General features: G+C 62.2%; 18 protein-coding genes and 4 pseudogenes. 10 read left to right on the top strand and 12 right to left on the bottom strand.

The window, feature by feature from the left end:
* The first annotated feature begins 21 nt into the window (after nt 1–21).
* A complete protein-coding gene (locus LDZ27_RS24635; RefSeq protein WP_244818307.1) occupies nt 22–1,212 on the top strand; it encodes a M20 aminoacylase family protein in 1,191 nt (396 codons plus the stop codon).
* A 407-nt stretch (nt 1,213–1,619) separates the two neighbouring features.
* Here the strand turns inward: LDZ27_RS24635 and LDZ27_RS24640 are convergent, their stop codons facing one another.
* Nucleotides 1,620–2,657, bottom strand: a complete 1,038-nt coding sequence (locus LDZ27_RS24640; RefSeq protein ID WP_244818308.1) for a LacI family DNA-binding transcriptional regulator — start codon at nt 2,655–2,657, stop codon at nt 1,620–1,622.
* 298 nt (nt 2,658–2,955) lie between these two features.
* Here LDZ27_RS24640 and LDZ27_RS24645 point away from each other — a divergent pair, with 298 nt between their 5' ends.
* The 4 genes from LDZ27_RS24645 (at nt 2,956) to LDZ27_RS24660 (ending at nt 8,544) form a co-directional block, all read left to right on the top strand.
* Nucleotides 2,956–4,254: an MFS transporter gene (locus LDZ27_RS24645; RefSeq protein ID WP_244818309.1), complete on the top strand. Its 1,299-nt coding sequence runs from the start codon at nt 2,956–2,958 to the stop codon at nt 4,252–4,254.
* Nucleotides 4,255–4,306: 52 nt separating this feature from the next.
* Nucleotides 4,307–5,389 carry an SMP-30/gluconolactonase/LRE family protein gene (locus LDZ27_RS24650; RefSeq protein ID WP_370653492.1) on the top strand — a complete coding sequence of 361 codons (1,083 nt, stop codon included), beginning with the start codon at nt 4,307–4,309 and terminating at the stop codon, nt 5,387–5,389.
* 44 nt (nt 5,390–5,433) lie between these two features.
* On the top strand, nt 5,434–6,783 hold the full coding sequence (gene gudD, locus LDZ27_RS24655; protein WP_244818311.1) for a glucarate dehydratase: 1,350 nt from the start codon (nt 5,434–5,436) through the stop codon (nt 6,781–6,783).
* A gap of 453 nt (nt 6,784–7,236) precedes the next feature.
* A complete protein-coding gene (locus tag LDZ27_RS24660; protein WP_244818312.1) occupies nt 7,237–8,544 on the top strand; it encodes an MFS transporter in 1,308 nt (435 codons plus the stop codon).
* A 3-nt stretch (nt 8,545–8,547) separates the two neighbouring features.
* Here the strand turns inward: LDZ27_RS24660 and LDZ27_RS24665 are convergent, their stop codons facing one another.
* On the bottom strand, nt 8,548–9,471 hold the full coding sequence (locus LDZ27_RS24665) for a LysR family transcriptional regulator (RefSeq protein WP_244818313.1): 924 nt from the start codon (nt 9,469–9,471) through the stop codon (nt 8,548–8,550).
* A gap of 153 nt (nt 9,472–9,624) precedes the next feature.
* Here LDZ27_RS24665 and LDZ27_RS24670 point away from each other — a divergent pair, with 153 nt between their 5' ends.
* Both LDZ27_RS24670 and LDZ27_RS24675 read left to right on the top strand, forming a co-directional pair.
* A complete protein-coding gene (locus LDZ27_RS24670; protein ID WP_244818314.1) occupies nt 9,625–10,800 on the top strand; it encodes an L-rhamnonate dehydratase in 1,176 nt (391 codons plus the stop codon).
* A gap of 57 nt (nt 10,801–10,857) precedes the next feature.
* A complete protein-coding gene (locus LDZ27_RS24675) occupies nt 10,858–11,859 on the top strand; it encodes a 4-hydroxythreonine-4-phosphate dehydrogenase PdxA (protein WP_244818315.1) in 1,002 nt (333 codons plus the stop codon).
* Nucleotides 11,860–11,911: 52 nt separating this feature from the next.
* Here the strand turns inward: LDZ27_RS24675 and LDZ27_RS24680 are convergent.
* From LDZ27_RS24680 to LDZ27_RS24690, 3 genes and pseudogenes are all read right to left on the bottom strand, one after another.
* Nucleotides 11,912–12,153: pseudogene (locus tag LDZ27_RS24680) on the bottom strand (FAD-dependent oxidoreductase); the annotation flags it as partial.
* A gap of 135 nt (nt 12,154–12,288) precedes the next feature.
* Nucleotides 12,289–13,547: pseudogene (locus LDZ27_RS24685) on the bottom strand (MFS transporter).
* Nucleotides 13,544–14,734: a M20 aminoacylase family protein gene (locus LDZ27_RS24690; RefSeq protein ID WP_244818316.1), complete on the bottom strand. Its 1,191-nt coding sequence runs from the start codon at nt 14,732–14,734 to the stop codon at nt 13,544–13,546. The pseudogene LDZ27_RS24685 and the gene LDZ27_RS24690 overlap by 4 nt, the downstream one beginning before the upstream one ends.
* A gap of 126 nt (nt 14,735–14,860) precedes the next feature.
* On the opposite strand from LDZ27_RS24690, the gene LDZ27_RS24695 reads away from it, so the two are divergent.
* Both LDZ27_RS24695 and LDZ27_RS29140 read left to right on the top strand, forming a co-directional pair.
* Entirely contained in the window at nt 14,861–15,784 is a 924-nt protein-coding gene (locus LDZ27_RS24695) for a LysR family transcriptional regulator (protein ID WP_244818317.1), read from the top strand.
* A gap of 90 nt (nt 15,785–15,874) precedes the next feature.
* The gene (locus LDZ27_RS29140) at nt 15,875–16,084 is read left to right on the top strand and encodes a hypothetical protein (RefSeq protein WP_370653501.1); all 210 of its coding nucleotides are present in this window, start codon (nt 15,875–15,877) and stop codon (nt 16,082–16,084) included.
* A 226-nt stretch (nt 16,085–16,310) separates the two neighbouring features.
* Here LDZ27_RS29140 and LDZ27_RS24705 read toward each other — a convergent pair whose 3' ends face one another.
* Nucleotides 16,311–16,805, bottom strand: coding sequence for a ProQ/FinO family protein (locus tag LDZ27_RS24705; RefSeq protein ID WP_244818319.1), 495 nt, complete (start codon nt 16,803–16,805; stop codon nt 16,311–16,313).
* A 246-nt stretch (nt 16,806–17,051) separates the two neighbouring features.
* Here LDZ27_RS24705 and LDZ27_RS24710 point away from each other — a divergent pair.
* Nucleotides 17,052–17,343 (top strand): annotated as a pseudogene (locus LDZ27_RS24710) (acyl CoA:acetate/3-ketoacid CoA transferase); the annotation flags it as partial.
* A 93-nt stretch (nt 17,344–17,436) separates the two neighbouring features.
* Here LDZ27_RS24710 and LDZ27_RS24715 read toward each other — a convergent pair.
* The 6 genes and pseudogenes from LDZ27_RS24715 to LDZ27_RS24740 form a co-directional block, all read right to left on the bottom strand.
* Nucleotides 17,437–17,579, bottom strand: a pseudogene (locus tag LDZ27_RS24715) (homogentisate 1,2-dioxygenase); the annotation flags it as partial.
* Between the two features lie 43 nt (nt 17,580–17,622).
* Nucleotides 17,623–17,814 (bottom strand): hypothetical protein, encoded by a 192-nt coding sequence (locus tag LDZ27_RS24720; protein WP_244818320.1) that lies wholly within the window; start codon nt 17,812–17,814, stop codon nt 17,623–17,625.
* A 26-nt stretch (nt 17,815–17,840) separates the two neighbouring features.
* Entirely contained in the window at nt 17,841–19,538 is a 1,698-nt protein-coding gene (locus tag LDZ27_RS24725; protein WP_244818321.1) for an FAD-dependent oxidoreductase, read from the bottom strand.
* Between the two features lie 108 nt (nt 19,539–19,646).
* Nucleotides 19,647–21,038, bottom strand: a complete 1,392-nt coding sequence (locus LDZ27_RS24730; protein ID WP_244818322.1) for an MFS transporter — start codon at nt 21,036–21,038, stop codon at nt 19,647–19,649.
* A gap of 227 nt (nt 21,039–21,265) precedes the next feature.
* Complete coding sequence (locus LDZ27_RS24735; RefSeq protein ID WP_244818323.1) at nt 21,266–22,084, bottom strand: helix-turn-helix transcriptional regulator; 819 nt, start codon at nt 22,082–22,084, stop codon at nt 21,266–21,268.
* A gap of 392 nt (nt 22,085–22,476) precedes the next feature.
* Nucleotides 22,477–22,857: a hypothetical protein gene (locus LDZ27_RS24740; protein WP_244818324.1), complete on the bottom strand. Its 381-nt coding sequence runs from the start codon at nt 22,855–22,857 to the stop codon at nt 22,477–22,479.
* Between the last annotated feature and the right edge of the window lie 73 nt (nt 22,858–22,930).

The raw sequence follows: 22,930 nt of genomic DNA on the forward strand, positions 1-22,930 counted from the left end.
GCTGTTCGCAGGATCGAAAAAATGAATACCGCTGCCGAACTTGATACCTCGCTTCCTTTCTATCATGCGCAACGCGAGCAATGGACCGGGCTGCGGCGTGATCTACATGCCAACCCCGAGTTGCGGTTCGAGGAAACGCGTACGGCCGATGTGGTCGCACGCGAACTGGAATCGCTCGGCTATGCACCTGTACGCGGACTTGGAGGGACCGGCGTGGTTGCGAGCCTGCCCGGATCGGACCCGTCACGGGGCATCGTCCTGCGGGCGGACCTGGACGCGCTTCCGATTCACGAAGCGAACTCGTTTGCGCATGCGTCATGCAGGGCCGGTGTGATGCACGCCTGCGGCCACGACGGGCATACGGTGATGCTGCTCGGTGCCGCCGAGATACTCAAGGCGTTGCCGACACTGCCAGGCTCGGTGCATTTCGTGTTTCAACCTGGCGAGGAAGGCGGCGCGGGAGCGCGCAAGATGATCGACGACGGATTGTTCGAGCGTTTCCCGACCGAGGCGGTGTTCGGCATGCACAATTGGCCGGGGCTTCCCGCAGGCGAATTCGGGCTGCGCACTGGGCCGATCATGGCGTCGGGCTCGCGCTTCCGGATCGTCGTGACGGGCCGAGGCGCGCATGCGGCGCAGCCCCAGCTCGGACTCGATCCGATCCCGCTTGCATGTTCGATCGTCCTTCAATGCCAGACCATTGCCGCGCGCCATAAAGATCCGGTGGATCCCGGCGTGATCTCGGTATGCATGGTGCATGCCGGCGATACGGACAATGTGATTCCCGAATCGGCCGAACTGCGTGGCACGATCCGCACGCTGTCGTCGGCATTGCAGCAGCAGTTGCAACGCGACATCCGGACAATGTGCGAGGGCCTCGCCGCGGCTTACGGCGCGCGCGTCCAGGTGGAGTACTTTCAGTACTATCCGGCGACTGTCAACACGCCGGCAGAAACCGCACTTTGCGAGACGGTGATGCGCGAAACGTTCGGCGACGAGCGGGTTCACGCCAACGTGCCGCCGAACATGACGTCGGAGGACTTCGGCTTCATGCTCGAAGAGCGGCCGGGCGCATACGTGCTCATCGGCAACGCGAAGCCTGGCGGCACCTCGACCAGTTTGCATCAGCCAACATACGATTTCAACGACGATATCTTGCCGGTCGGGGTACGTTACTGGGTCGAGCTTGCGCAGAGCTATTTCAAGCGCTGACTGTCTCTCGCTATCGGCGCGTTACCGCGAATCGCTGGCGAATCAATGCCGGAGCAACGCTCATCGGTCAGATCCTTTTGGGAACGCCGGGATTCGCGTACCGGTGACATTGAAACGGGCTTAGCCGAAGGTTAAATGGCTCATAAACACGCCCGTTCTGCGTTTCTATAGTGGCGCCTAGCTCGATCGATTCGCCGCACAGCGGGCAGATCTTTCGGTTCCGCAACGAGTGGAACATGTACAGGGAACGTCCGTGAAAGTCACCCGTATTCGCAACGGTGCCCATTTTTCCGGACTCGAGCATCGGGGCACCATTGCTTTGCTCACCGGCGCAAGGAGCCGGGCGAGCGAGTCGTTACGAGAACCTCCGGTTCGCTGGCCTCGCTGAACTGCGGTCTGAACGTCGATCAAGCGCTCTCGCGGTCGACTATCCTGAAGCCCGTATCGACTCTCAGCGCAGGCAAGGGCGCCGCTTTCGCGTCCAGCCTCGCCACAAGCGCTTGCGCGGCAAGCCTGCCAATCGAAGCACCGTCGATTCGCACGGTCGACAGCGAGGGGTGGACGTGAGCCGCCGTGCTGAGATCGCCGAAACCCATGACGGCTACATCGCGGGGAATCGCGATGCCACGCTTTGCAGCCTCGGCGAGGATTCCCTGTGCGAGCGTATCCGTGCTGCACACGATGACTTCGGGTAAGGCGTTCTCGAGCAGGCGCACGAACCCTTCGCGTCCGGTTTGCAGGGTGGCGGGGGCGGGCAGCACCACCATCGGGACGTCGCCGACGCCGTGGCGCTTCAGTTCGTCGATGATGCTCGCGCTCCGCCGCAAGCCTCTGGGATCATCGGCCGACAGAATCGCGAACCGCCGAAAGTCCTTCAGCAGAAGATGACGCGCGACGGCAATGCCGACCGCTTCGTGCGAAAAGCCGATCAGCATGTCGATCGGATCATCAGTGAGATCCCATATCTCGACGATCGGCACCCTGGTTCTGCGCAGTCGCTCGCGGGTGCGCGGCGAATGGTCGGTGCCGGTCAGGACGATCGCGTCTGGCCGCCGTCCGAGCAGTGTTTCGACAAGCTGCTCTTCGCGCTCCGGCAGGTAGTCGGTCAGCCCGAGCAAGGTCTGATAGCCCGCTGCGGCAAGCGTCGACATCATGGTCTGCACCATGTCCGTGAAGATCGAGGTTGCAATTGTCGGCAGCAGAAGGGCAATCAAATGACTCCGGCTCGTTGCCAAGGCCCCGGCAAGCAAGTTCGGCACGTAGCCGGTGGCGCGTACGGCGTCCATGACGCGCTGCCGCGTCTCTTCGCGCACGAGTTCCGGGCGTTTGAGGGTGCGCGACACCGTCATTGCCGTCACGCCCGCCAGACGGGCGACGTCTTCCAACGTCACGCTGTCATTCGTTCGAGGTATCTGGCCGGCGGCCGCTGTGACGCTGTCTTCCATAGCAACTCCGTGATTACGGTGATTGTATAGACGCTGACGACACCGCCGAATCTAAACGCAAGAGGTACGACGTCTGATCGGATGACGACGGGGAAAACCCGCATTTCCTCGATGTTGGCGCTAACATATCCTAATAGCCAGTGAGACATCACACAACCTTCCGGAGACGATGATGGACCGACGAGCGCAACGGGCAGCTCCTGCAATCGCCCGAGAGGAGATCGAAGACAGGGCGACGGACTCCGGTGCCGCAGGCAGCTACGCCGGGCGCAGCAAAGCGCGGTTCCTGATCGTGCTCATGTTGTTCGTCGTCACGACGCTCAATTACGCGGACCGCGCGACCATATCGATTACCGGCTCGGCCATCCAGAAGGCGTTGCATATCTCACCGGTCGAGATGGGGTATATCTTTTCGTCTTTCGCGTGGGCGTATGTCATCGCTCAGCTTCCCAGCGGCTGGCTGCTCGATCGCTTCGGATCGAAGCGCGTCTACGCATTCAGCATCTTCTTCTGGTCGTTGCTCACCGCAGTCCAGGGATTCGTGGCGGCGTTGCCCGTCGGCGTGGCGTTCGCGACGCTCTTTCTGATGCGCTTTCTCGTCGGCGCAGCCGAGGCGCCCGCATTTCCCGGCAACGCGCGTCTGACCGCCACCTGGTTCCCGACTGCGGAGCGCGGCACCGCATCCGCGATCTTCAATTCGGCCCAGTACTTCGCGACGGTCCTGTTCTCGCCGATCATGGGCTGGATCACGCACACATATGGCTGGCCGTATGTCTTTTACGCGATGGGCGCGCTCGGGTTGCTGATCGCCGGGCTGTGGTTGAGGACCATCTATGCGCCGCGCCAGCATCCGCTCGCGAACGAAGCGGAGGTCCGCTACATCGCCGATAACGGAGCGATGGTCGATCTCGAAGACCGGCAACTCGCGCAAGAACGCCGTGCCGCGCAAACGCACACGGCTAATCCACGCACGCACGGTCGCCACGCACTCGCGCAATTGCTCAAAAGCCGCATGATGCTCGGCGTGTTCATCGCCCAGTACTGCATCACGACGCTCACCTATTTCTTCCTGACGTGGTTCCCCATTTATCTCGTGCAGGAACGGCACATGTCGATCCTGAAGGCGGGCTTCGTTGCTTCGATTCCGGCCATCGCGGGCTTTCTCGGCGGCGTGCTCGGCGGCGTGGTGTCGGACCGCCTGATGAAGCGCGGCTTCTCGACGAGCACCGCGCGCAAGGTGCCGATCGTCGTCGGCTTGCTGCTCTCGACGTGCATGATCGCGTGCAATTACGTCGATAACCAGTGGCTCATCATCGGCATCATGGCGGCGGCGTTTTTCGGCAAGGGCATCGGCGCGCTCGGCTGGGCCGTCGTCTCCGACACCGCGCCGAAGCAGGCAAGCGGCCTGTGCGCGGCGCTCTTCAACACCTTCGGCAACACGGCGGGCATCACGACGCCCATCGTCATCGGCTATCTCGTTCAGGGAACCGGCTCGTTCGCGGCGGCGCTCGTCTTCGTGAGCGCGAATGCGGTGATCGCGATCGTCTGCTACCTGTTCGTCGTCGGGAAGATCGAGCGCTTTCAGCTGGCCGAATGAACGGTCGCCGCACCGCAGGCAGGAATCGATTCACAACGACACGGAGATGGCTTTGAGCACACTCGACGGATTGCAGAAACGGCGCGGCTTCATCAAGGCGGCGGCAGCAGGCGGACTCGCGACCGCGGCCGGTCTGGCGGGCGCGCAGACGCTGGGCGGCTCGCGCAGTGCGAACATGGTGGAGTTCAAGCCGTCGACGCGTTATCCCGACGTATCGGTCGAAATCCTCGATCCGGGTTTCGCCAAATACCGTCTCTACAGCAGTTCCGTCGAACAGCTCGGTTCCGGCATGCGCTGGGCGGAAGGTCCGGTGTACTTTCCGGCGGCGCGTTACCTGGTGGTCAGTGACATTCCGAACAACCGCATGATGCGTTACGACGAAGTCACCGGTGCTTGGGGCGTTTTTCGAGAGCCGTCGAATCAATCGAACGGCAATACGCGCGACCTGCAAGGACGGCTCGTCACCTGCGAACACCTGACGCGACGCGTGACCCGCACCGAGCACAACGGCAAGATCACGGTTCTCGCGGACAGCTACCAGGGCAAGCGCCTGAATTCGCCGAACGACATCGTGTGCAAGTCGGACGGTTCGCTCTGGTTCACGGATCCGCCGTTCGGAATCGGGGGAAACTGGGAAGGCGACAAGGCGACGTCCGAGCTGCCGCAAGCGGTCTATCGCATTTCGCCGGATGGTCGCTTGCAGGCGATCATCACGGATCTCGCCGGACCGAACGGGCTCGCTTTCTCGCCCGACGAATCGAAACTCTACGTGATCGAGAGCCGCGCGACGCCGAGCCGCATCATGTGGAGTTACGACGTCGGCCCGGACGGCGTGACGCTCGGCAACAAGACGAAGGTCTTCGATGCCAACGGCGCGGGCGCGCTCGATGGCTTCAAGATCGACAAGGACGGCAACTTCTGGTGCGGCTGGGGCTCGGACGGACGGGCCGGCGTGAATTCCGCGGACCTCGACGGCGTGAAGGTGTTCAACGCCAAAGGCAAGCCGATCGGCTTCATCCATTTGCCCGAACGCTGCCCGAACCTGACCTTCGGCGGACCGAAGAACAACCGGCTGTACATGGCCAGTTCCCATTCGTTGTACGCCTTGTACGTGGAAGCAGAAGGCGCCGTCTGATTCGCGACGCGCGCATTGTCAAATCAACCGATGGTATTTCGCTCATGTCCATGACTTCGACTCGCGTCAACGCGACGCCCACCGTTACCGAATTACGCGTGATTCCCGTTGCGGGGCGCGACAGCATGCTGATGAATCTCTCGGGTGCTCACGCGCCGTTCTTCACGCGCAACATCGTCATCCTGAAAGACAGCGCGGGCAACACGGGCGTCGGCGAAGTGCCGGGCGGCGAAAAGATCCGCAAGACGATCGACGATGCCCGCGCGCTGGTCGTGGGGCAATCCATCGGCAACATGCAGGCGGTGCTCAATCGCGTGCGCACCGAGTTCGCCGATCGCGATGCAGGCGGTCGCGGCCTGCAGACTTTCGACCTGCGCACGACGATCCATGCCGTGACCGCGCTCGAAGCTGCGCTGCTCGATCTGCTCGGGCAGCATCTCGGCGTGCCGGTTGCCGCGCTCCTGGGCGAAGGGCAGCAGCGCGACGAAGTGGAAATGCTGGGATACCTCTTCTACGTCGGCGATCGCAACAAGACCGATTTGCCCTACGCGTCGGGCGAAAACGGCAAGGACGACTGGGAGCGCGTGCGCACCGAAGTCGCGCTGTCGCCCGAGGCAGTCGTGCGCCTGGCGGAAGCCGCGCAAGCGCGCTACGGCTTCAACGACTTCAAGCTGAAGGGCGGCGTGCTGGCGGGCGATGCCGAGATCGAAGCGGTCACGGCGCTCGCGGAGCGTTTCCCGGACGCGCGCGTGACGCTCGATCCGAACGGCGCGTGGTCGCTCGCGGAAGCCATCCGGCTCTGCCGCGACAAGCACGACGTGCTCGCCTACGCGGAAGATCCGTGCGGCGCGGAGAACGGCTATTCCGGCCGCGAGGTGATGGCCGAATTCCGCCGCGCGACGGGCCTGCCCACGGCCACCAACATGATCGCAACCGACTGGCGTCAGATGGGCCACGCGATCCAGTTGCAATCGGTCGATATTCCGCTCGCCGACCCGCATTTCTGGACGATGCAAGGCTCCGTGCGCGTCGCGCAAATGTGCAACGACTGGGGCCTCACCTGGGGCTCGCATTCGAACAATCACTTCGACGTGTCGCTCGCGATGTTCACGCATGTCGCCGCCGCCGCGCCGGGCAAGATCACCGCGATCGACACGCACTGGATCTGGCAGGACGGCCAGCGCCTGACGCGCGATCCGCTGCAGATCGCCGGCGGCAAGGTGAAGGTGCCGGAAGTGCCGGGCCTCGGCGTCGAGCTGGACATGGACGAAATCGAGAAGGCGCACGCGCTCTATCAGGAGCACGGCCTCGGCGCCCGCGACGACGGCATCGCGATGCAATATCTCATCCCGAACTGGAAGTTCGACAACAAGCGGCCTTGCCTCGTGCGCTGACGCTCGGCACATGCCGAAACGGACAGTGCAACGCCGCATGCTGCCGATACGGTTCTGTCGTTCCGGGCGACAGCATGGGTGAGCTATCAGGAACCGGGGACGAGACGGCTGGGTCGGTACAAAGCGCGATGCACCTGACGCGCCGACGCAATAGCCCGGGCTCGCCCCGTTGCCGTCATCGGCAATCTGTCACTGGCCGGTTCCCCCAATGCGCGAGCGCTACAGGCTGCGCACAATGCGGGCGGCTGCTATGGCTACGCTGCGGACCTGATCCGCGACGCCTCACGGCGATCAGCGCGACATAACCACAGCGAATCGCCCCATGAGCTAAATTCAATAGACGGCTATCGCTGACTTCTCCAGACTTCGTGCGTGAAGTGCGCCATAGACGTGGCGCGCTCACCCCCGAAAAAAAGCGCAACAGCGCAACAAGCTCCGGAGGAGACACAAGCGATGCTGCATCGTCCCCGCGTCACCCGTTCCGTTCTCGCGCTCATGTGCGCGATGTCCTTCATCATGTATCTCGATCGCGTGAACCTGTCCGCCGCCGCGGGCGTGATTCGCGACGACCTGCATCTGTCCAACACTCACGTCGGCCTCGTGTTCGGCGCATTCGCCTACACGTACGCGATCTGCCAGGTGATCGGCGGATGGGTCAGCGACCGCTTCGGCGCAAAACGCACCCTCGTCCTCTGTGCGTCGATCTGGATCGTCGCGACGGTGGCGACCGGTCTCGCCGGCGGCGTCGTGTCCCTCTTTTGCGCGCGCATGCTGCTGGGCGTCGGCGAAGGTGCCGCGTTGCCCGCACAAGCGCGTGCGCTCGTCAACTGGTATCCCGCGAGCCAGCGCGGCTTCGTGCAAGGGCTCACGCACTCGTTTTCGCGGCTGGGCAATGCGCTTACGCCGCCGTTGATCGCGCTATTGATCGCTTTCGCGTCGTGGCGCGCGTCGTTTCTACTGGTCGGTGCGCTCACTGCTGTGTGGGTCGTCGTGTATGCGTGGTACTTCAAGGACGATCCGCGCAAGCATCGGCACATGACGGCTGACGAAGAAGCGCAGCTTCCGCCGCCGCACAAGGTTGCCGTGGAGAAGACGCGCGAGCCGACGCCGTGGGGCCGTCTCATTCGCCGCATCGGGCCGACGATGATCGTCTATTTTTGCTATGGCTGGACCGGCTGGCTCTTCTTCACGTGGCTGCCGAGCTTCTTCATGCACGGACGCGGCCTCGACCTGAAAAGCTCCGCGCTGTTTTCCGCAGGCGTATTTCTGTCGGGCGTCGTGGGCAATACGGTCGGCGGCGTCGTGTCGGATCGCATCCTGAAGCGCACAGGCAACGTCGTGGCCGCGCGGCGCAACATGATCGTCATCGCGTTCCTCGGCGCGCTCCTGTTTCTTGCGCCGGTCATGTTCGTGAAGTCGTTGCCGGTGATGGCGGCATCGATGAGCCTCTCGTTCTTCTTCCTCGAAATGACGATCGGTCCGATCTGGGCCGTGCCCATGGACATCACGCCGAAGCACGTCGGCATCGCGAGCGGTCTCGTGAATGCGGGATCGGCGATCGCGGGCATCTTCTCGCCGATCGTCTTCGGCTTCGTCGTCGATCGAACGGGGAACTGGACGCTGCCGTTCATCGGCTCGCTTTGCCTGCTCGCGGTGGGCATCGTGATGACGTTCTTCATGCGGCCGGATATCACGCTGGACGAGACGCACGTGGACGGCGAAGAAGTGGGCAACACCCTCGCGCTCGCCGAACATCACTGAGCGTCACGCCGCGCGGATCGCCTCGATGACCAATTGCGTCGCCGGACTGATCCGCCGGCTCTTGCGCAGTATGAGGCCGTAGGGCGCGAGCCGGCCGCGCAAAGGCGTCGGCAACAGCGCGATGGTATCGAGCGTCGCGTAGTAATGCGCGACCGAACTCGGTAATACGGCGAGCATGTTCGAATCGCGCAGGAGTGAAAGCGTCGTCAAAATCGAGGACGTCTCGACCGTGCTCGAAGGCGGCGCAACGCGCGATTCGCGGAAGGTCTGATCGATGATCTCGCGCATCGGGCTCGGGCGCGGCTGCACGATCCACGGATACCGCGCAAGGTCGGCGAGCTTCGGCCGGCTCGCGGCGTTCACCGCCGGATGATCCGGCCGCGCGACGATCGACAGCGCTTCTTCCGCCAAGGTCTCGAAGCTCAGATCTTCCGACGAGAAGCCATACGGTATGCGTCCCACGACGATATCCAGTTGATCCTGCTGCAACGCATGGACGAGAACGTCGCTCGTATCGATCTGCACGCCGATTTGCAAGCGCGGATGCGCTTCCTTCAATTGCACGATGACGCGCGTGAGCAGGTCGGGCGCGGGCGCCATGACCGCGCCGATGCGCACCTTTCCGACATTCCCCGCTTCGATCGCCGCCAGTTCCTCGCGCAGTTCGTCGAGATCTTCGAACACGACGCGGGCATAGCGCATCACCGCTTCGCCGTAGATGGTCGGTTCCATGCCGCGTGCATGCCGCACGAAAAGGGCCACGCCAATGGTGTCCTCGAGTTCCTTCAACGCCTTGGTGGCGGCAGGCTGGGTCATCGCGAGTTCGTCGGCTGCGCTGCGCAGCGACTCCGTTCGCGAGAGCGCCGTCATCAACTGGAGGTGACGCAAACGCAGTCGCTTTCTGATGGTGCTCGCTGGCGCGATCATATTGATGAGAACCTTGGAGGATGGCGAGGAATAACCGCAGGCAATAGGCCGATGCAAATAATTCAATAGTCAGTTATCGCGCAGTTTCGCACACTAGGGCCTCGCATATCGGCCAAGCCGCGCTTATATCGGCAACTCAAGGAGACAACGAAGATGAAGATCAAGCACGTTCGCGCACGCGTATTCGAATGGAAAGGCAAGGTCGTGCCGCCGCAGGCGCACTTCTGCACGAACGCGGTGGACATCCTTCACGAACGCGGCGATGCGATGGGTTCGTTCCGCTTTCATGGCTGGCTCGTCGTGGAGATCGAGTGCGACGACGGCACAGTGGGCATCGGCAATTGCGCGCTTGCACCGCGCGTCGCCAAGCAGATCGTCGATGAATATCTCGCGCCCATCGCCATCGGCGAGGACCCGTTCGATGTCGAATACATCTGGCAGAAGATGTATCGCCGCACGCTCGCATGGGGCCGCAAGGGTATCGGCATGGCGGCGATTTCCGCCGTGGACATCGCGCTGTGGGACATCATGGGCAAGGCCGTGAAGAAGCCCGTGTTCAAGCTGCTCGGCGGCCGCACGAAAGAAAAGATCTGGTGCTATGCGTCGAAGCTCTATAACAACGACGATCGCGATGCGTTTCTCGCCGAGGCGCAAGGCTATCTCGAACAAGGCTTCACCGCGATGAAGATGCGCTTCGGCTACGGCCCGAAGGACGGTCCGAAGGGCATGGCGAAGAACGTCGAGCAAGTGCGACTGTTGCGCGAACTCGTCGGGGATGAAGTGGACCTGATGGTCGAATGCTATATGGGCTGGACGCTCGACTATGCGCGCCGCATGCTGCCGCGCCTCGCTGAATTCAATCCGCGCTGGCTGGAAGAACCGGTCATCGGCGACGATATCGAGGGCTATCAGGAACTGAAGAAGATGAACATCGTGCCGATCTCCGGCGGGGAGCACGAGTTCACGAGCTACGGCTTCAAGGACTTGCTGGAGCGCCGCGCCGTCGATGTGATCCAGTACGACACGAATCGCGTGGGCGGCATCACGGCCGCGCGCAAGATCAACGCGATGGCCGAGGCGTGGTCCGTGCCGGTCATTCCGCATGCAGGTCAGATGCACAACTATCATTTGACGATGGCGAGCACCGCGAGCCCCATGTCCGAATTCTTTCCGGTGCACGACGTCGAAGTGGGCAACGAACTGTTCTACTACATCTTCGATGGCGAACCGCAACCGCAGAACGGGTATCTGCAGTTGTCGGACGAGACGCCGGGTCTCGGCATCACGCTATCCGACAAGCATCTCGGTGACTTCGACATCATCGAATGAGGTCTGGGCCGCGCTCGCGCGGGACGCATAGTCACACGAACGAGGAGACGAACAACCATGAAACCACGCATTGCAGTGCTGCTCGGCGATCCGGCCGGCATCGGTCCGGAACTGATCGCGCGCCTCGTTGCGCGCCCCGAGAACCGCGCGCGCGCCGATCTTTTGATCATCGGCGACAAACGCGAACTCGACCGCGGCATGGAGATCGCGCAGCAGCGCTTCGACCACACGCTCGTTCGCGATGAGGCCGACGCCGCGCGCGATACCGATATACCTTCGCTCATCGACTTCCGTCTGCCCGACGACGCGCCGTATGAACGCGGGGTTTCGACGGAACGCGGCGGACGTTACAGCCTCGAAGCGTTCAGGAAAGCACTTGCGTTGACGCAAGCGAACCGCACGCAGGCGATGCTCTTCGCGCCCGTCAACAAGACCTCGCTGCATCTCGCGGGCATGGAAACCGGCGACGAGATGGAATGGTTCGCGCGTCAACTCGACTACGCCGGCGCGTTCTGCGAGTTCAACGTGCTCGATGAACTGTGGACGTCGCGCGTGACGTCGCACATGGCGTTGAAGGACGTGAGCGCGCGGCTGACGCCCGAGCGCATCGTCGGCGCGGTTCGGCTCATACACGATGGACTCAAGCGCGCGGGGCTCGCCGCGCCGCGCATCGCGGTATGCGGCTTCAATCCGCATAACGGCGACAACGGCGCGTTCGGGCGAGAGGAGATCGACGTGATCGCGCCAGCGGTGCAGCGGGCACGTTCGCTCGGTTTCGACGCGCAAGGGCCGTTTCCCGCCGATACCATCTTCGTGCGCGCACGCGATCAGAAAGCATTCGACGGCGTCGTTACGATGTACCACGACCAAGGCCAGATCGCGATGAAGCTGATGGGCTTCTGGCGCGGCGTGACGGTGCATGGCGGGCTGCCGGTGCCGATCGCGACACCCGCGCATGGCACAGCGTTCGATATCCACGGCCAGGGCAGGGCGGACGTCGGCGCGACGCAGAAAGCGTTCGACATCGCGGTGCGCATGGCTGCCGACCGTTTGCGATGACGCTATCGGCGATGGGCATGTGCCGACATCTACCGGGCACCCACGGCTTTCGCTAGCGACCGGATCGTTCGGCGCGGATCGGATGGGGGTCCGCGACCGGTTTGGCGCCGGTCATCATCTCGGCGAGCAAACGCCCGCTGACAGGGCCGAGCGTCAGCCCGTCATGCGCGTGTCCAAAGGGGAACCACGGATCCTCGTGCCGGTTCGCGGGTCCGATGACCAGCACATGTCCGGCGTGCAGGGGCGACGGCCGAGCCACGGTCGTTCATCGAGCCGCTTGCCGAGCGCAAACGTCTTTGCGCGGCCCCATGCACGCTGCGCACTTCGGCAGCGGCGACGAAAGGCGGAGCAGTGCGAGCGCGCCGAAGCCTGGCGGGTGGGGCGGGCAATCGAAAGAAACCCGCGCCTTCCCCCGCGCCCGCACTGAACTCAATCCAGCGTCTGCCCGCCCGTTTCCCGGAACATCGAAACGGCGATCAACGAAATGAGCACGCAGCCGATCATGTACCACGCCGGCGCCATTTTGTTGCCCGTCCAGCGGATGAGCGAGCCGGCAACGAGCTGCGCCGTTCCGCCGAATGCCGATACCGCGATCGCATACGCGCTCGACATATAACCGGCGCGCAGATGCTTCGGAAAGTTCTCCGGCATGAGCGCGTAGGCGGGCGCGGAGCCCATCGTGTAGCAGAGCATCAGCACGATGAGCGCGGCCAGCACGACCGGTAGCGACGGAAAATGCGTCATCACCCAGAACGCCGGATACAGCAGCACGATCAGCGCGATCCGGCCGATCACCGTGAGTGGCTTGCGCCGCGCCATGCGATCCGACCACGCCCCGTAGATCGGGCACATCACGAGCGAGATCACGCTGGACGCGACGCCCGCGAGCATCGACATTTTCGGCGGCAGGCCGAGATACTGGATGCAGTAGGTCGGCATGTAATACATCATCACGTAGGTCGAGACCGACATCCCCATGATCGAGAAGATCGTGAGGAACCAGTTGCGCACGTAGAGGCCGCGCTTTGGATCGTCGCGGCGCGCAACCGCTTTCGCGGCGCGCGCATCTTCCCGAATGTGGCGGCGCAGATAGATGCCGACCGGCGCGATCAGCGTGCCCATCAGGAACGGAATGCGCCAGCCCCAGCTATGCATCGTGTCGTCGGAAAGCAGAAAGCCGAGGCTCGCCGCGAGGCCCGAGCCGAGCAGCGCCTGCCGCCCATCTCCAGCAGCGTCGCGGTCGCCGCGCCGAATTCGCCGCCCTGCGCGAAGCCCTGCACCAGACGGGCGACGACGATCAGCACCGGCGCCGCCAGCCCGATCTGCGCATAAGTCGGCGCGAGGCCGATCGCAGCCGAGCCGAGTGCCATCAGCAGAATGGTGAGCGTGAGCGCGGGCTTGCGGCCGGCGCGATCCGCGTATCGGCCGAGCACGATGCCCCCGAGCGGGCGCATCACGAAGCCCACGGCGAACACGGCGAACGCCAGCAGCGACGACGTGATCGAATCGTTCGACGGAAAAAACTGCTTGCCGATGGTAAGTGCGAAATAGCTGTAGACGGTGAAATCGAAGAATTCGAGCAGATTGCCGATGACCGCCGCCAGCACGATCTTGCGCTGCTGCGCGGGCGACATCAGCGGCGCGTCGGTAACGCCCGCGCGGGGAAGCGATTGCGTCGTTGCGTTCATGCGCGGTCCTTGCTGAGGAAGCGTTCGACGAGGCGCGTCCAGAACGCCGCGCCGATCGCCAGGTTGTCGTCGTTGAAGTCGTAGCGGCTGTTGTGCAGCATCGGGCGGCCTTCGCCGTTGCCGAGACGCACGAAGCAGCCCGGCACCTTCTGCAGGTAGTACGCGAAGTCCTCGCTGCCCGCGATCGGCGGAAACGGCGAAATCACGTGCTCCGCGCCGACCAGTTCCTCGGCGACCTGACGCGCGAATTCCGTTTCCGCGGCGCTGTTGACGAGCACCGGATAACCGCGAATGAAGTCGATCTCGACAGTCGCGCCATACGCCTCGGCCTGCGACGCGATCAGCGCGCGAATGCGCTTCTCGAGCGTCTCGCGCACCGTCGCGGAGAACGAGCGCACGCTCATTTCCAGCACAGCGTCTTCCGGGATGACGTTCGCCGCCTGTCCCGAGCGGAACGAGCCGACCGTCACGACCGCCGCCTCGTTCGGATCGATGTTGCGCGCCACGATCGACTGCAAGCCCATCACGATGCTGCTGCCGACCATCACCGGATCGACAGCGAGATGCGGACGCGCCGCATGCCCGCCACGGCCGACGATGCGCAACTTGACCGTATCGCACGCGGCCATGAGCGGGCCGGCGCGGAAACCGAACGTGCCCGTCGCCACGCCCGGATGATTGTGCAGGCCGAAGATCGCATCGCAGGGAAAGCGCTCGAAAAGGCCGTCCGCGATCATGCGTTCCGCGCCGCTGTCCGCGCCGGCTTCTTCCGCCGGCTGGAAAATCAGATGCACCGTGCCATCGAAATTGCGCGTCTTCGCGAGATGTTGCGCCGCGCCGAGCAGCACCGTCGTATGCCCGTCGTGGCCGCACGCGTGCATCTTGCCGTCGTGGACGCTCGCATAGGCGAGACCGGTCTGCTCGTGGATCGGCAGCGCGTCCATGTCGGCGCGCACGCCCACTGTCCGCGCGCTCGTGCCGGCTTTCAGCGACGCGACGACGCCATGCCCGCCGACATTGCGCGTCACTTCATAGCCCCACGCGTGCAGCTTCTCCGCGACGAAGCTCGATGTCGCCGCTTCCTCGTAGGACAGCTCCGGATGCTGATGGATGTGATGACGCATTTCGTCGAGCTGCGGTTTGACGTCGGCCAGATCGGCGACTTCGCAATAGCGGCTTTCGCTCATGTTGGGCTCCTCCTGTGGTGCGAACCTGTGTGATGGTCGACGCGAGTATTGCACCGACGAAAAACTCGACCCATGACCGAGACGCGTTCAAAATGTTGCTTTGAAGTCAACGATGGTTTTGCGGACATGAACGATCTGATGGACGACATCGGCGAGCGGTCGCTGCGCTATCTCGCCGAAATCGCGGCAGCGGGCGGCGTGCGGATGGCGGCGGAGACGCTCGGCGTCAACGCGTCGGTGATCAGCCGGCAGGTCGCGGCGCTGGAGCGGCGGCTGCGCTTTTCGCTGATCGAGCGGCGCGGCCGGCAGGTGGTCGTGACGGAGATCGGCCAGGTGCTGATCGAGCACTATCGCGACGGGCAGCGCCGCGCCCGCGACCTGGCCGCGCGGCTGGAGGAATACCGGCACTTGCGGCGCGGGCGCGTGGCGCTGGGCGTCGGCGAGGGATTCATCGGCAATCTGATTGCGCGGGCGTTGCAGCGCTTTTCGATGACGTATCCCGACATCCTCGTCGAAATCCGCTCGGGTCCGACGCCTGTGGTGCTTTCGCTCGTGCGCGACGACGTCGTCGATATCGGCCTGTGCGCGCGCTCCGCCGACGATCCGGCAATGCGCATCCATCGCTTCGCCGAGCGGCCGCTGTGCGCGGTGGTCGCGCCGACGCATCGCCTAGCGTCGATGTCGACGGTGCCGGCCGCCGCGCTTGCGCACGAGCGGCTCATCTTCATGACCGAATCGTTCGGCGTGCAGCAGTTCGTGCAATCGCTCTTCGACGACGTTCGGCTCAACGTGATGCCGGCGTATCGCGTCGATCTGTTCAACACGGCGCAGACCCTGGCGGCGGCAGGGCTGGGCGTCGCGTTCATGTCGTCGATCACGGCGCGGCGCGGCATCGATCTCGGCGAGCTCGTCGCGGTGCCGATCGATCATCCGATCGCGGCGGGCTTCGCGAGTCAGATGATGACGCGAGTCGGCAGACGGCTTTCACCGGCGGCGGACCATTTGTGGAAGCAGCTCGCGCAGAGTTTCCTGATAAGCGGCGAGCAGTAGGCGTTGCCGGACGAACTGGAGCGCGAGCCGGGGTATCTGGACCGGCGTCGAGCCATCCCCGCCAAGTGTTCGCTACCTGGCTACTGAGTCTTGCGGCGACTGCTGATTTTGGGCCTGTTGGTTTTGCTGCCGAGCCGCCTCGTCCTTCGCCTTCTTGTTTGCCATGTGGCGACCGACGAGGCATCCGCCAGCGGCGCCGAGAACCGCGTGACCTTTGCCGACGAAGTGTCCTCCCACGCCACCGACGGCGGCGCCTTTAAGGCATCCTGCGGCGTTTGCATTTCCGGTCATCGCGAATGATGCAAGGCATAGCGCAAGCGCAACGTTCTTCAAAGTCATCTTCCGGTCGCTCCATAGATGGGTTGATAACGCCCTAGCACGCTCCGTACCTTCTGGTGGTAGAGGCGGCACGCTTGGGGCATTCCAGGCATCCGGGTGGTCCGACATTGGAAAGCAACGGCGCGCGGTCACGGCGACTTTAGAACGCTTGCAAAGTTTCAAGCTCAGGCTACGCGGTCGTCTTCTATCACTGTCCCGCCGCGCTCGGCGGTTTCGTCTGGCCTTTTAGCACCGTAGGCTTCGACGACGTCGATGCACGAGCCGAGCCCTTTGCTTTTAGACGTCGCGCACGTCCGGCGTCAGCCGCTGATACGTTTCCTGTCGGATTGCCGTCGAGGTCGACGCGGGCAGCGCCCTCGACCAGACAACTCCAGTAGCGAGCGCCACGACACCACACCTTGATGGCGTCACGAATTTCGGTTTCGGTCAAGCCGATGTCGGATGCCTTTGCAAGCAAGTCGTCGATGACACCGACTTTCAACGGAAGCTTAGGCGCTGGATTCTTCGAGAATGCTAGCGGAAAGCGCTGCTGAAGCCTTCCGATGGCGTGCACGACCGGATCGACCGGTTGCTTCTGTGCGCCAGTGGCAGGGCGCGGAGGGCGCGCCGGCTTTTTCGCCTGTTCGCGCGTCGATTGCTTCGACAGTTGCTCTTTCAGTTGCGCGAGCTGTTCAAAACCCATAACGGCTTACCCTTGGAAATGGTTCATGGATTTTAGCAGCCTCAAACTGTCTGCTTCTTTCCGCCCTCTTTCGCCCGGCGTGCGCTCGACGCCGCAAAGCCGTGAAATACCGACGGCACGCGGCGAACTGCTAGCAACTCGCACGCGACAGCGCCACGGATCGGATCGCCGCGACGCATTCTTATGGCCATTGCGATGGTGCGAGCCGTCGCCGCTTCCATGCACGATGAGGACGTGGCTGGGCTCGCGCAAGACGCCGTGCGCCTCATTCGCGCGGGCGACACTATCGCCACCGGAGGATTCGTCGGGATTGGATTCGCTGAAGAGGTGGCTATTGCGCTAGAGCAGCGCTTTCTCGCGCAGCGCTGGCTCGAGCAAGCCGATTAGACGTGGCTTGAAGAATCAACACTTATCTACCCTGCCGGCCAGGGCGGCGGGAAAATTAAGTGCTCAACCATCTGGCTTATCCGGGACTGATTAGTCGCGTGACCGGGGACATTGGGGTTTCGTTCCCGGACGTCATAAGCTGGCCATCGACGGCGATAACATAAGGCGAATATGTTCGATGTACTAATCATGTGAATCACGAACGCCGATCGATATGACGCGGCGCCGTGAACGCCGTTCTTCAGATTCGTTTCCCGTATAAGCCATACGACACGCGTTGCGGGGAGTTACGCCTCACAGGGAGGGCGCCTTGCAGCGCTCCGTGGCGAACTCATTGGCGAAGCCGTTCGATAGTTGAGCGTCATTTTCGGGCGCCTCGTGAACCATATGGAAAGCCTTAAGAAGCATAAAGAGGTGAGTTTGTGAAACCCTACTGCGGCGCTGATTCAGTCATTCCTTCGCTTGCGTCGTCGATTAAATTCAATACGACGGCCGGGTCGTCGATCTTGTCGATCGCGAGCATGGCGAACCGTGCGAGGAAAAGCGAAGTGTTCGGCTGACCCAGTTGAGTCATGGTCTTGCACAGGCGGGTGTATACGATGTCGAGGTCGCTGGCGGTCATGGTGTTCTCCTTTACCGGTCTCGTGATCACATTTTAAGGGCGTGGTGGACGGCGGCTGCAACGTCTTCAGCCGTTGCCATATGCCAGCGTCCCAGTACATGGCCGTCCGGACGAACCAGATATACGGTGCCGGGCCTCGCGTCGTACATGGCGAAAAGCCGACCTGTATGGTCCCAGTTATGATTGTTTCTCGTCTGGGGGTGAAGGTGCGACGTCACGGAGATCAGCTTGAAAGGCAGGTTTTTGGCTTGAAGCGTTGCTTCGAGTTCGGCGAACCCCACCGGTACGCGTCCGTCTTCACTGAAGTGCAGAGCGGTAAAACTGGGAGTGATCAAGTCCGTCAGATGAGCCTCTTTCGCGCTGCCGTCCTCGACGATGGTCAACGGGCATTCGGGCAGCACGTTTCCCGGCGCAGGGCCCGCCTCAAACGCGCCCGACTGTGCGTCCGGCGTGTTGAGCGGCGACTCCGTATAACTGATGGCCGAAGTCTGCCGCGGGTTAATCAGAGAGCGCACGCGTTCATGCTTGATCGCCAGGCTTAATACGGCCTTGCGCATCAACTCGAAAGCGAATGACGGCGGCGCCATGAATTCGGTGCTCTTGGTACCGTAGCTAAGGTTTTCGTGGGCGGCAAAGACGCGCTCGTCTGAATAGCTGTCGAGCAATCCTTCGGATGCAAGGCCACGGACGACGAACGCCAGTTTCCACGCGAGGTTGTCTGCGTCGTCGATTCCTGAGTTCGCGCCGCGCACGCCGAAAATGGGCACAAGATGGGCGGCGTCGCCGCCAAACAGCACGCGATCGTGACGATAGCTTTCCAGCGTCAAGGCGTTCGCCTTGTAGATCGTGATCCAGATGGGCGCCCAGGCGCCACGTTCGCCCATCATGTCCAGCAGGCTTTGCACCCGTGGCATGACGTTTTCGGGCTTGACTGCCTGTTCGGCGTCTTCGCCGTCACGCAGTTGGTAATCGATTCGCCAGACATTGTCAGGCTGCTTGTGGACCAGCACAGTCGAGCCCGGGTTCGACGATGGATCGAAATAGGCAAGACGCTCGGTCGGCCGCTCGCTTTCGAGCTCGATATCCACGATGACGTAGCGACCCTCGTAGCTCGTTCCTTTGAGTTGCAGGCCCAATGCCTCACGGATCGTGCTGCGCCCGCCATCGCAGGCGACAACCCAGTCCGTGCAGAGCGAATAGTCGCCTTCGGACGTAGTAAGGCGAAGCGTGGCGCCATCGACGCGCGATTCGATCGCAGTGACCTTGGTCTGCCAGCGGATGTCGATCAGATCGGACTTACGTTGTGCGGCGTCGAGGAGAAACTGTTCGATGTGATATTGCGCGAGGTTCACCATCGGAGGCAGCTTCTGGTTGTCGTCCTGCGGCATTTCGAAGTGCAGGACTTCGGTGTCGCGATAAAAGCTTCGCCCACCGGCCCACGGCAGTCCGGTCTTCAGAAAGTCGTCGACTGCACCGAGACGCTCAATGATTTCCAGGCTGCGACGCGAGATGCAGATGGCCCGGCTACCATGGCACACGGAATCATCGGCTTCGATCAATACGGAGGGAACGCCGTGATTGGCGAGGCCAAGTGCCACGGCGAGTCCGACAGGGCCGCCGCCGACGATCGTCACTGCATGCCGCTTTGTCTCGATGCCGTTGTCAAGACTGGGCACCTGGCCAGCGTATTTCTTTGCAGTGAAAGGATAAGCTTTGAATTCCATCGTTCGCTCCTTAACGAATCCTGTAAGCGGTGGGCAGGGGTTTGCATGAGCTGCGCCTCGATGCTGCCATCACGCCATCGGAGTTTTCACCCAGGCCCGCAATCGGCACTACCGTGCGTTGCCAGATAAATCCGCGTCGCGGGAGCGCCTGGCCTGAACGGGCAGCACTGCCACCACGAGGGCGCCGATTACGAGCAATGCCGCTGCATAGAGCAATCCGGCCGAGAAGCTACGCGTGAGATCCTTGAGCCATCCCACGACCAGCGGGTTCAGCGCCGAGCCGATGTTGCCGGTCGCGTTGATCACTGCGATACCGACGGCACGAGCCCGGAAGCTCAATGCGTGATCAGGAGTGGTCCAGAAGATCGACATGGCGGTGTACGATCCCGCCGACGCCAGGCAGATGCCCGACATCTGAATCACCGGGTTGATGAAATTGGCGGTGCAAACCCAGCCCGCAGCGGAGAGCAGCATCGGCAACATCAGGTGCCATTTGCGCTCCTGTTTGCGATCGGAGCGTCTTCCCCACCAGATCATTGCAACGATCGTGCAGATTTGGGGGATCGCGGCCAGCAGCCCGATGGTCCGGTTGCTCGCGTCAGCGGTGAAGCTTTTGACGATAAGCGGCGTCCAGACGGCGATCATTGCAAGCGTATTGACCAGACAGAAATAAGCGAGGGCAAATTTGAGGACCGTAGGCGAGAGGAGCTCGCTGAGAAGGCTTCTTTCTTCGATGGCGGGCGCATGCTGCACGGCGTCGGCGTTGTGATCGGCCGCGAGGGTCTTCGAAAGCGTGCGCTTCTCATCGGCGGTGAGCCAGTTCGCCTTCTCGGGGACATCGCGCAGATAGCCGAATACGATCAAACCCAAGATCGCCGAAGGCAGACCTTCGAGACAAAAAAGCCACTGCCATCCTTTGAGGCCAAGGGTTCCATCCAGCGCCAGAATGTATCCCGAGAGTGCGGAGCCGACCGCGGCCGTGACGGGCATCGCGATCATGAACAAAGCGTTGGCCCTCGCGCGATATGCGTTCGGAAACCAGTACGTCATGTAAAGCAGGATGCCTGGCAGAAATCCCGCCTCGGTCAGGCCGACGAGGATTCGCAACAGGTAAAGCGTTCCTGGACTCGATGCGAACATCGTCGCGGTAGAGGCCAGACCCCAGGCGATCATGATGGTCCCAATCCATTTCCGCGCGCCGATGCGCGCCAGGACAATATTGCTGGGGATGCCGAACGCGATGTAGGCGATATAAAACAGCGTGGTCGCCAGACCGAACTGTACACCGGAGAGGCCGAGATCCCTCATCATGGTAAGGGCGGCAAAACCGATGTTTATCCGGTCCAGAAACGAGAAAAAGAAGAGGACGAAGAGAAACCAAAGAAGGTGCCGGGAGACCTTGGCGATCACATGCCTCTCTCGCAGCGAATCGCCAGATCCTGCACCGTCTGCCGGAACGCCGGGAAGCGGATCGCGGCCAGCCAATGGCGTCGTTTTCATACAGGTCGCCTCCAGACTCAGCTCTATGTCGAGCGCCACAGCACTCAATGCAATCGCGTCAGGCTCGTCAGGACGGCGAGGCATGGCGATGAGTGGAGTATGGAGATTCGCCCGTGCGCGCTGTCCCCAAAATGGGTACTCTCGACGGGTAAAGATGGGTTAGGAAAAACCCTTGGTGTCAGGCAAGCAGAAGACCGGCACGGTCAGAGCGATGACGCCGCGCGTGATCATTCTCGGCTGGTAGCCAGACACAAGGCAAACAACTGACGTTGACTCGAAATACCCAGGCGGCGAAAGGCCCGCTTTTGATAGGTCACGACGCTAGATGCTTTGACGCCCATGAGTTCGCCGATGTCTTTCGCGGTACGGCCCTCCAGAACGCCGCATAGGACATCGAGTTCGCGCTTCGACAACTCGGGGCAGCTTCCTCGAATACGCGCCAACATCAATTGCGGAATGCCGGACTGAATCTGGCCGGACAGCGCGTAATGATGCTTGCTGGTCTGGGCGATGAGCGGCGCGAACGCCTCGATCAGCGCAATCTCGTTCGCGTGGAAATGGCCGCGCCTGCGGTCGCGATAGAGATTGACGGAGAGCCAGATATCGTGCGAGGGCTGTAGCAAAACGGAGAGTCGGCCCGAAACATCCGGCTGGTGATAGCAAGCCGCTCGATACCCTTCGTGCAAGATGTCTTCGACGGCCTGCTGATGAAGCAGCACGGCCGAGTCGAGCTTTTGGGGACGGGCAGACGAGATAATCGTCTGATTTCCGTCCAATGCATAAAAAGTCTTGGCATAGGTATCTGCGACGTTGCTCAGATATCGACCGCCACGGTGGTCTGCAACCGAAACCGTCCGAGGACGATTGTTGAACTCGTAAGCAAAGACAGTGCACTGAGATATGCCTGCGGCGTCTCCCAGGAGTTTCAGGACTTCCGCAGCGAACGCATTCGCATCGTTCGATCCCACGGCCGATACCAGGCTCGTCGCCCGTGACAGATCCAGATGGCCGGAGAGGTTGGGACGATCGAGCCGCCATGAGCGCATGATTGGCCTCGGGGAGTGCGGAAAAGATAATTCTAAGCGACCCTGCGACGGAAGATCGTCGGCTGTGATCCCCACCAGAACTCGCGGCAAAGATGGGAATGGCCGACTCGGCTTTGATGGAATGAGGCGCGCACTTGTACTGAGGGCAGCACATACAAGCCCTGTAGCGCATATGACGGAGCTGAGTTCGTCTTTATCCTGGTCTCGCCGGCATGAGCGCTCCCATTCTCGACGTGCAAGAGAAGCTATCCCGTGTATCACATCAATCGGTGCAAGCGTAAAAGTGTCGTTGACCAAGAATATGACTATCGAGCGGTTAGTCGAAGTGAGTTTGCGCGTATCGCGTGCGTGCGGAACCTGGTTCTCGCTTGAAGGCAGTGGTGCCGCGAAAGTCAGTAATTGGGCCGGTCGATGCCGTAGTTTCGCTCGACGCCAGCACTGGCGCTCACCGCGCGTGGACCTGATCGGGCGATCTGCCCAACGATCAGCGCGGACTGATTAAACAGACTCCGGAGCGGAAGAAACGTACGATGCGGCAAAGTAGTCCCGGCCGCGCCGAGAGTACGCGCTTTTAAGGCTCCTTTCAGCCTTGGAATCTGCGGCAGATTTCGCTTTACTTCCAGCAGATCGATCAGATGGCGCGGCAAGGTCTTCATCCGGAGCCATCGCATCATGCGCGGCGAAACGCTGATATGCAAAGACCGGGCGACACGCGCGCTAATCGTCGAGGATGCCGACGGGCGCGTGAAAGTTGTTCCCGTGCCCGAGTTCATACGCGTGGCCTGCCACTGAAGCGAACGCATCTCGATATCAGGGTAAACATTAGCGATGTGTATAAGTTGTTGG

This window comes from Caballeronia sp. Lep1P3 (assembly GCF_022879595.1).
Classification (GTDB): Bacteria; Pseudomonadota; Gammaproteobacteria; order Burkholderiales; family Burkholderiaceae; genus Caballeronia.

Bases quoted from the DNA above. Each gene is read 5' to 3' on its own strand.
- LDZ27_RS24635 (WP_244818307.1), top strand. From the start codon at position 22: ATGAATACCGCTGCCGAACTTGATACCTCGCTTCCTTTCTATCATGCG.
- LDZ27_RS24640 (WP_244818308.1), bottom strand. From the start codon at position 2,657: ATGGAAGACAGCGTCACAGCGGCCGCCGGCCAGATACCTCGAACGAAT.
- LDZ27_RS24645 (WP_244818309.1), top strand. From the start codon at position 2,956: ATGTTGTTCGTCGTCACGACGCTCAATTACGCGGACCGCGCGACCATA.
- gudD (WP_244818311.1), top strand. From the start codon at position 5,434: ATGTCCATGACTTCGACTCGCGTCAACGCGACGCCCACCGTTACCGAA.
- LDZ27_RS24660 (WP_244818312.1), top strand. From the start codon at position 7,237: ATGCTGCATCGTCCCCGCGTCACCCGTTCCGTTCTCGCGCTCATGTGC.
- LDZ27_RS24665 (WP_244818313.1), bottom strand. From the start codon at position 9,471: ATGATCGCGCCAGCGAGCACCATCAGAAAGCGACTGCGTTTGCGTCAC.
- LDZ27_RS24670 (WP_244818314.1), top strand. From the start codon at position 9,625: ATGAAGATCAAGCACGTTCGCGCACGCGTATTCGAATGGAAAGGCAAG.
- LDZ27_RS24675 (WP_244818315.1), top strand. From the start codon at position 10,858: ATGAAACCACGCATTGCAGTGCTGCTCGGCGATCCGGCCGGCATCGGT.
- LDZ27_RS24690 (WP_244818316.1), bottom strand. From the start codon at position 14,734: ATGAGCGAAAGCCGCTATTGCGAAGTCGCCGATCTGGCCGACGTCAAA.
- LDZ27_RS24695 (WP_244818317.1), top strand. From the start codon at position 14,861: ATGAACGATCTGATGGACGACATCGGCGAGCGGTCGCTGCGCTATCTC.
- LDZ27_RS24705 (WP_244818319.1), bottom strand. From the start codon at position 16,805: ATGGGTTTTGAACAGCTCGCGCAACTGAAAGAGCAACTGTCGAAGCAA.
- LDZ27_RS24720 (WP_244818320.1), bottom strand. From the start codon at position 17,814: ATGACCGCCAGCGACCTCGACATCGTATACACCCGCCTGTGCAAGACC.
- LDZ27_RS24725 (WP_244818321.1), bottom strand. From the start codon at position 19,538: ATGGAATTCAAAGCTTATCCTTTCACTGCAAAGAAATACGCTGGCCAG.
- LDZ27_RS24730 (WP_244818322.1), bottom strand. From the start codon at position 21,038: ATGAAAACGACGCCATTGGCTGGCCGCGATCCGCTTCCCGGCGTTCCG.
- LDZ27_RS24735 (WP_244818323.1), bottom strand. From the start codon at position 22,084: ATGCGCTCATGGCGGCTCGATCGTCCCAACCTCTCCGGCCATCTGGAT.
- LDZ27_RS24740 (WP_244818324.1), bottom strand. From the start codon at position 22,857: ATGAACTCGGGCACGGGAACAACTTTCACGCGCCCGTCGGCATCCTCG.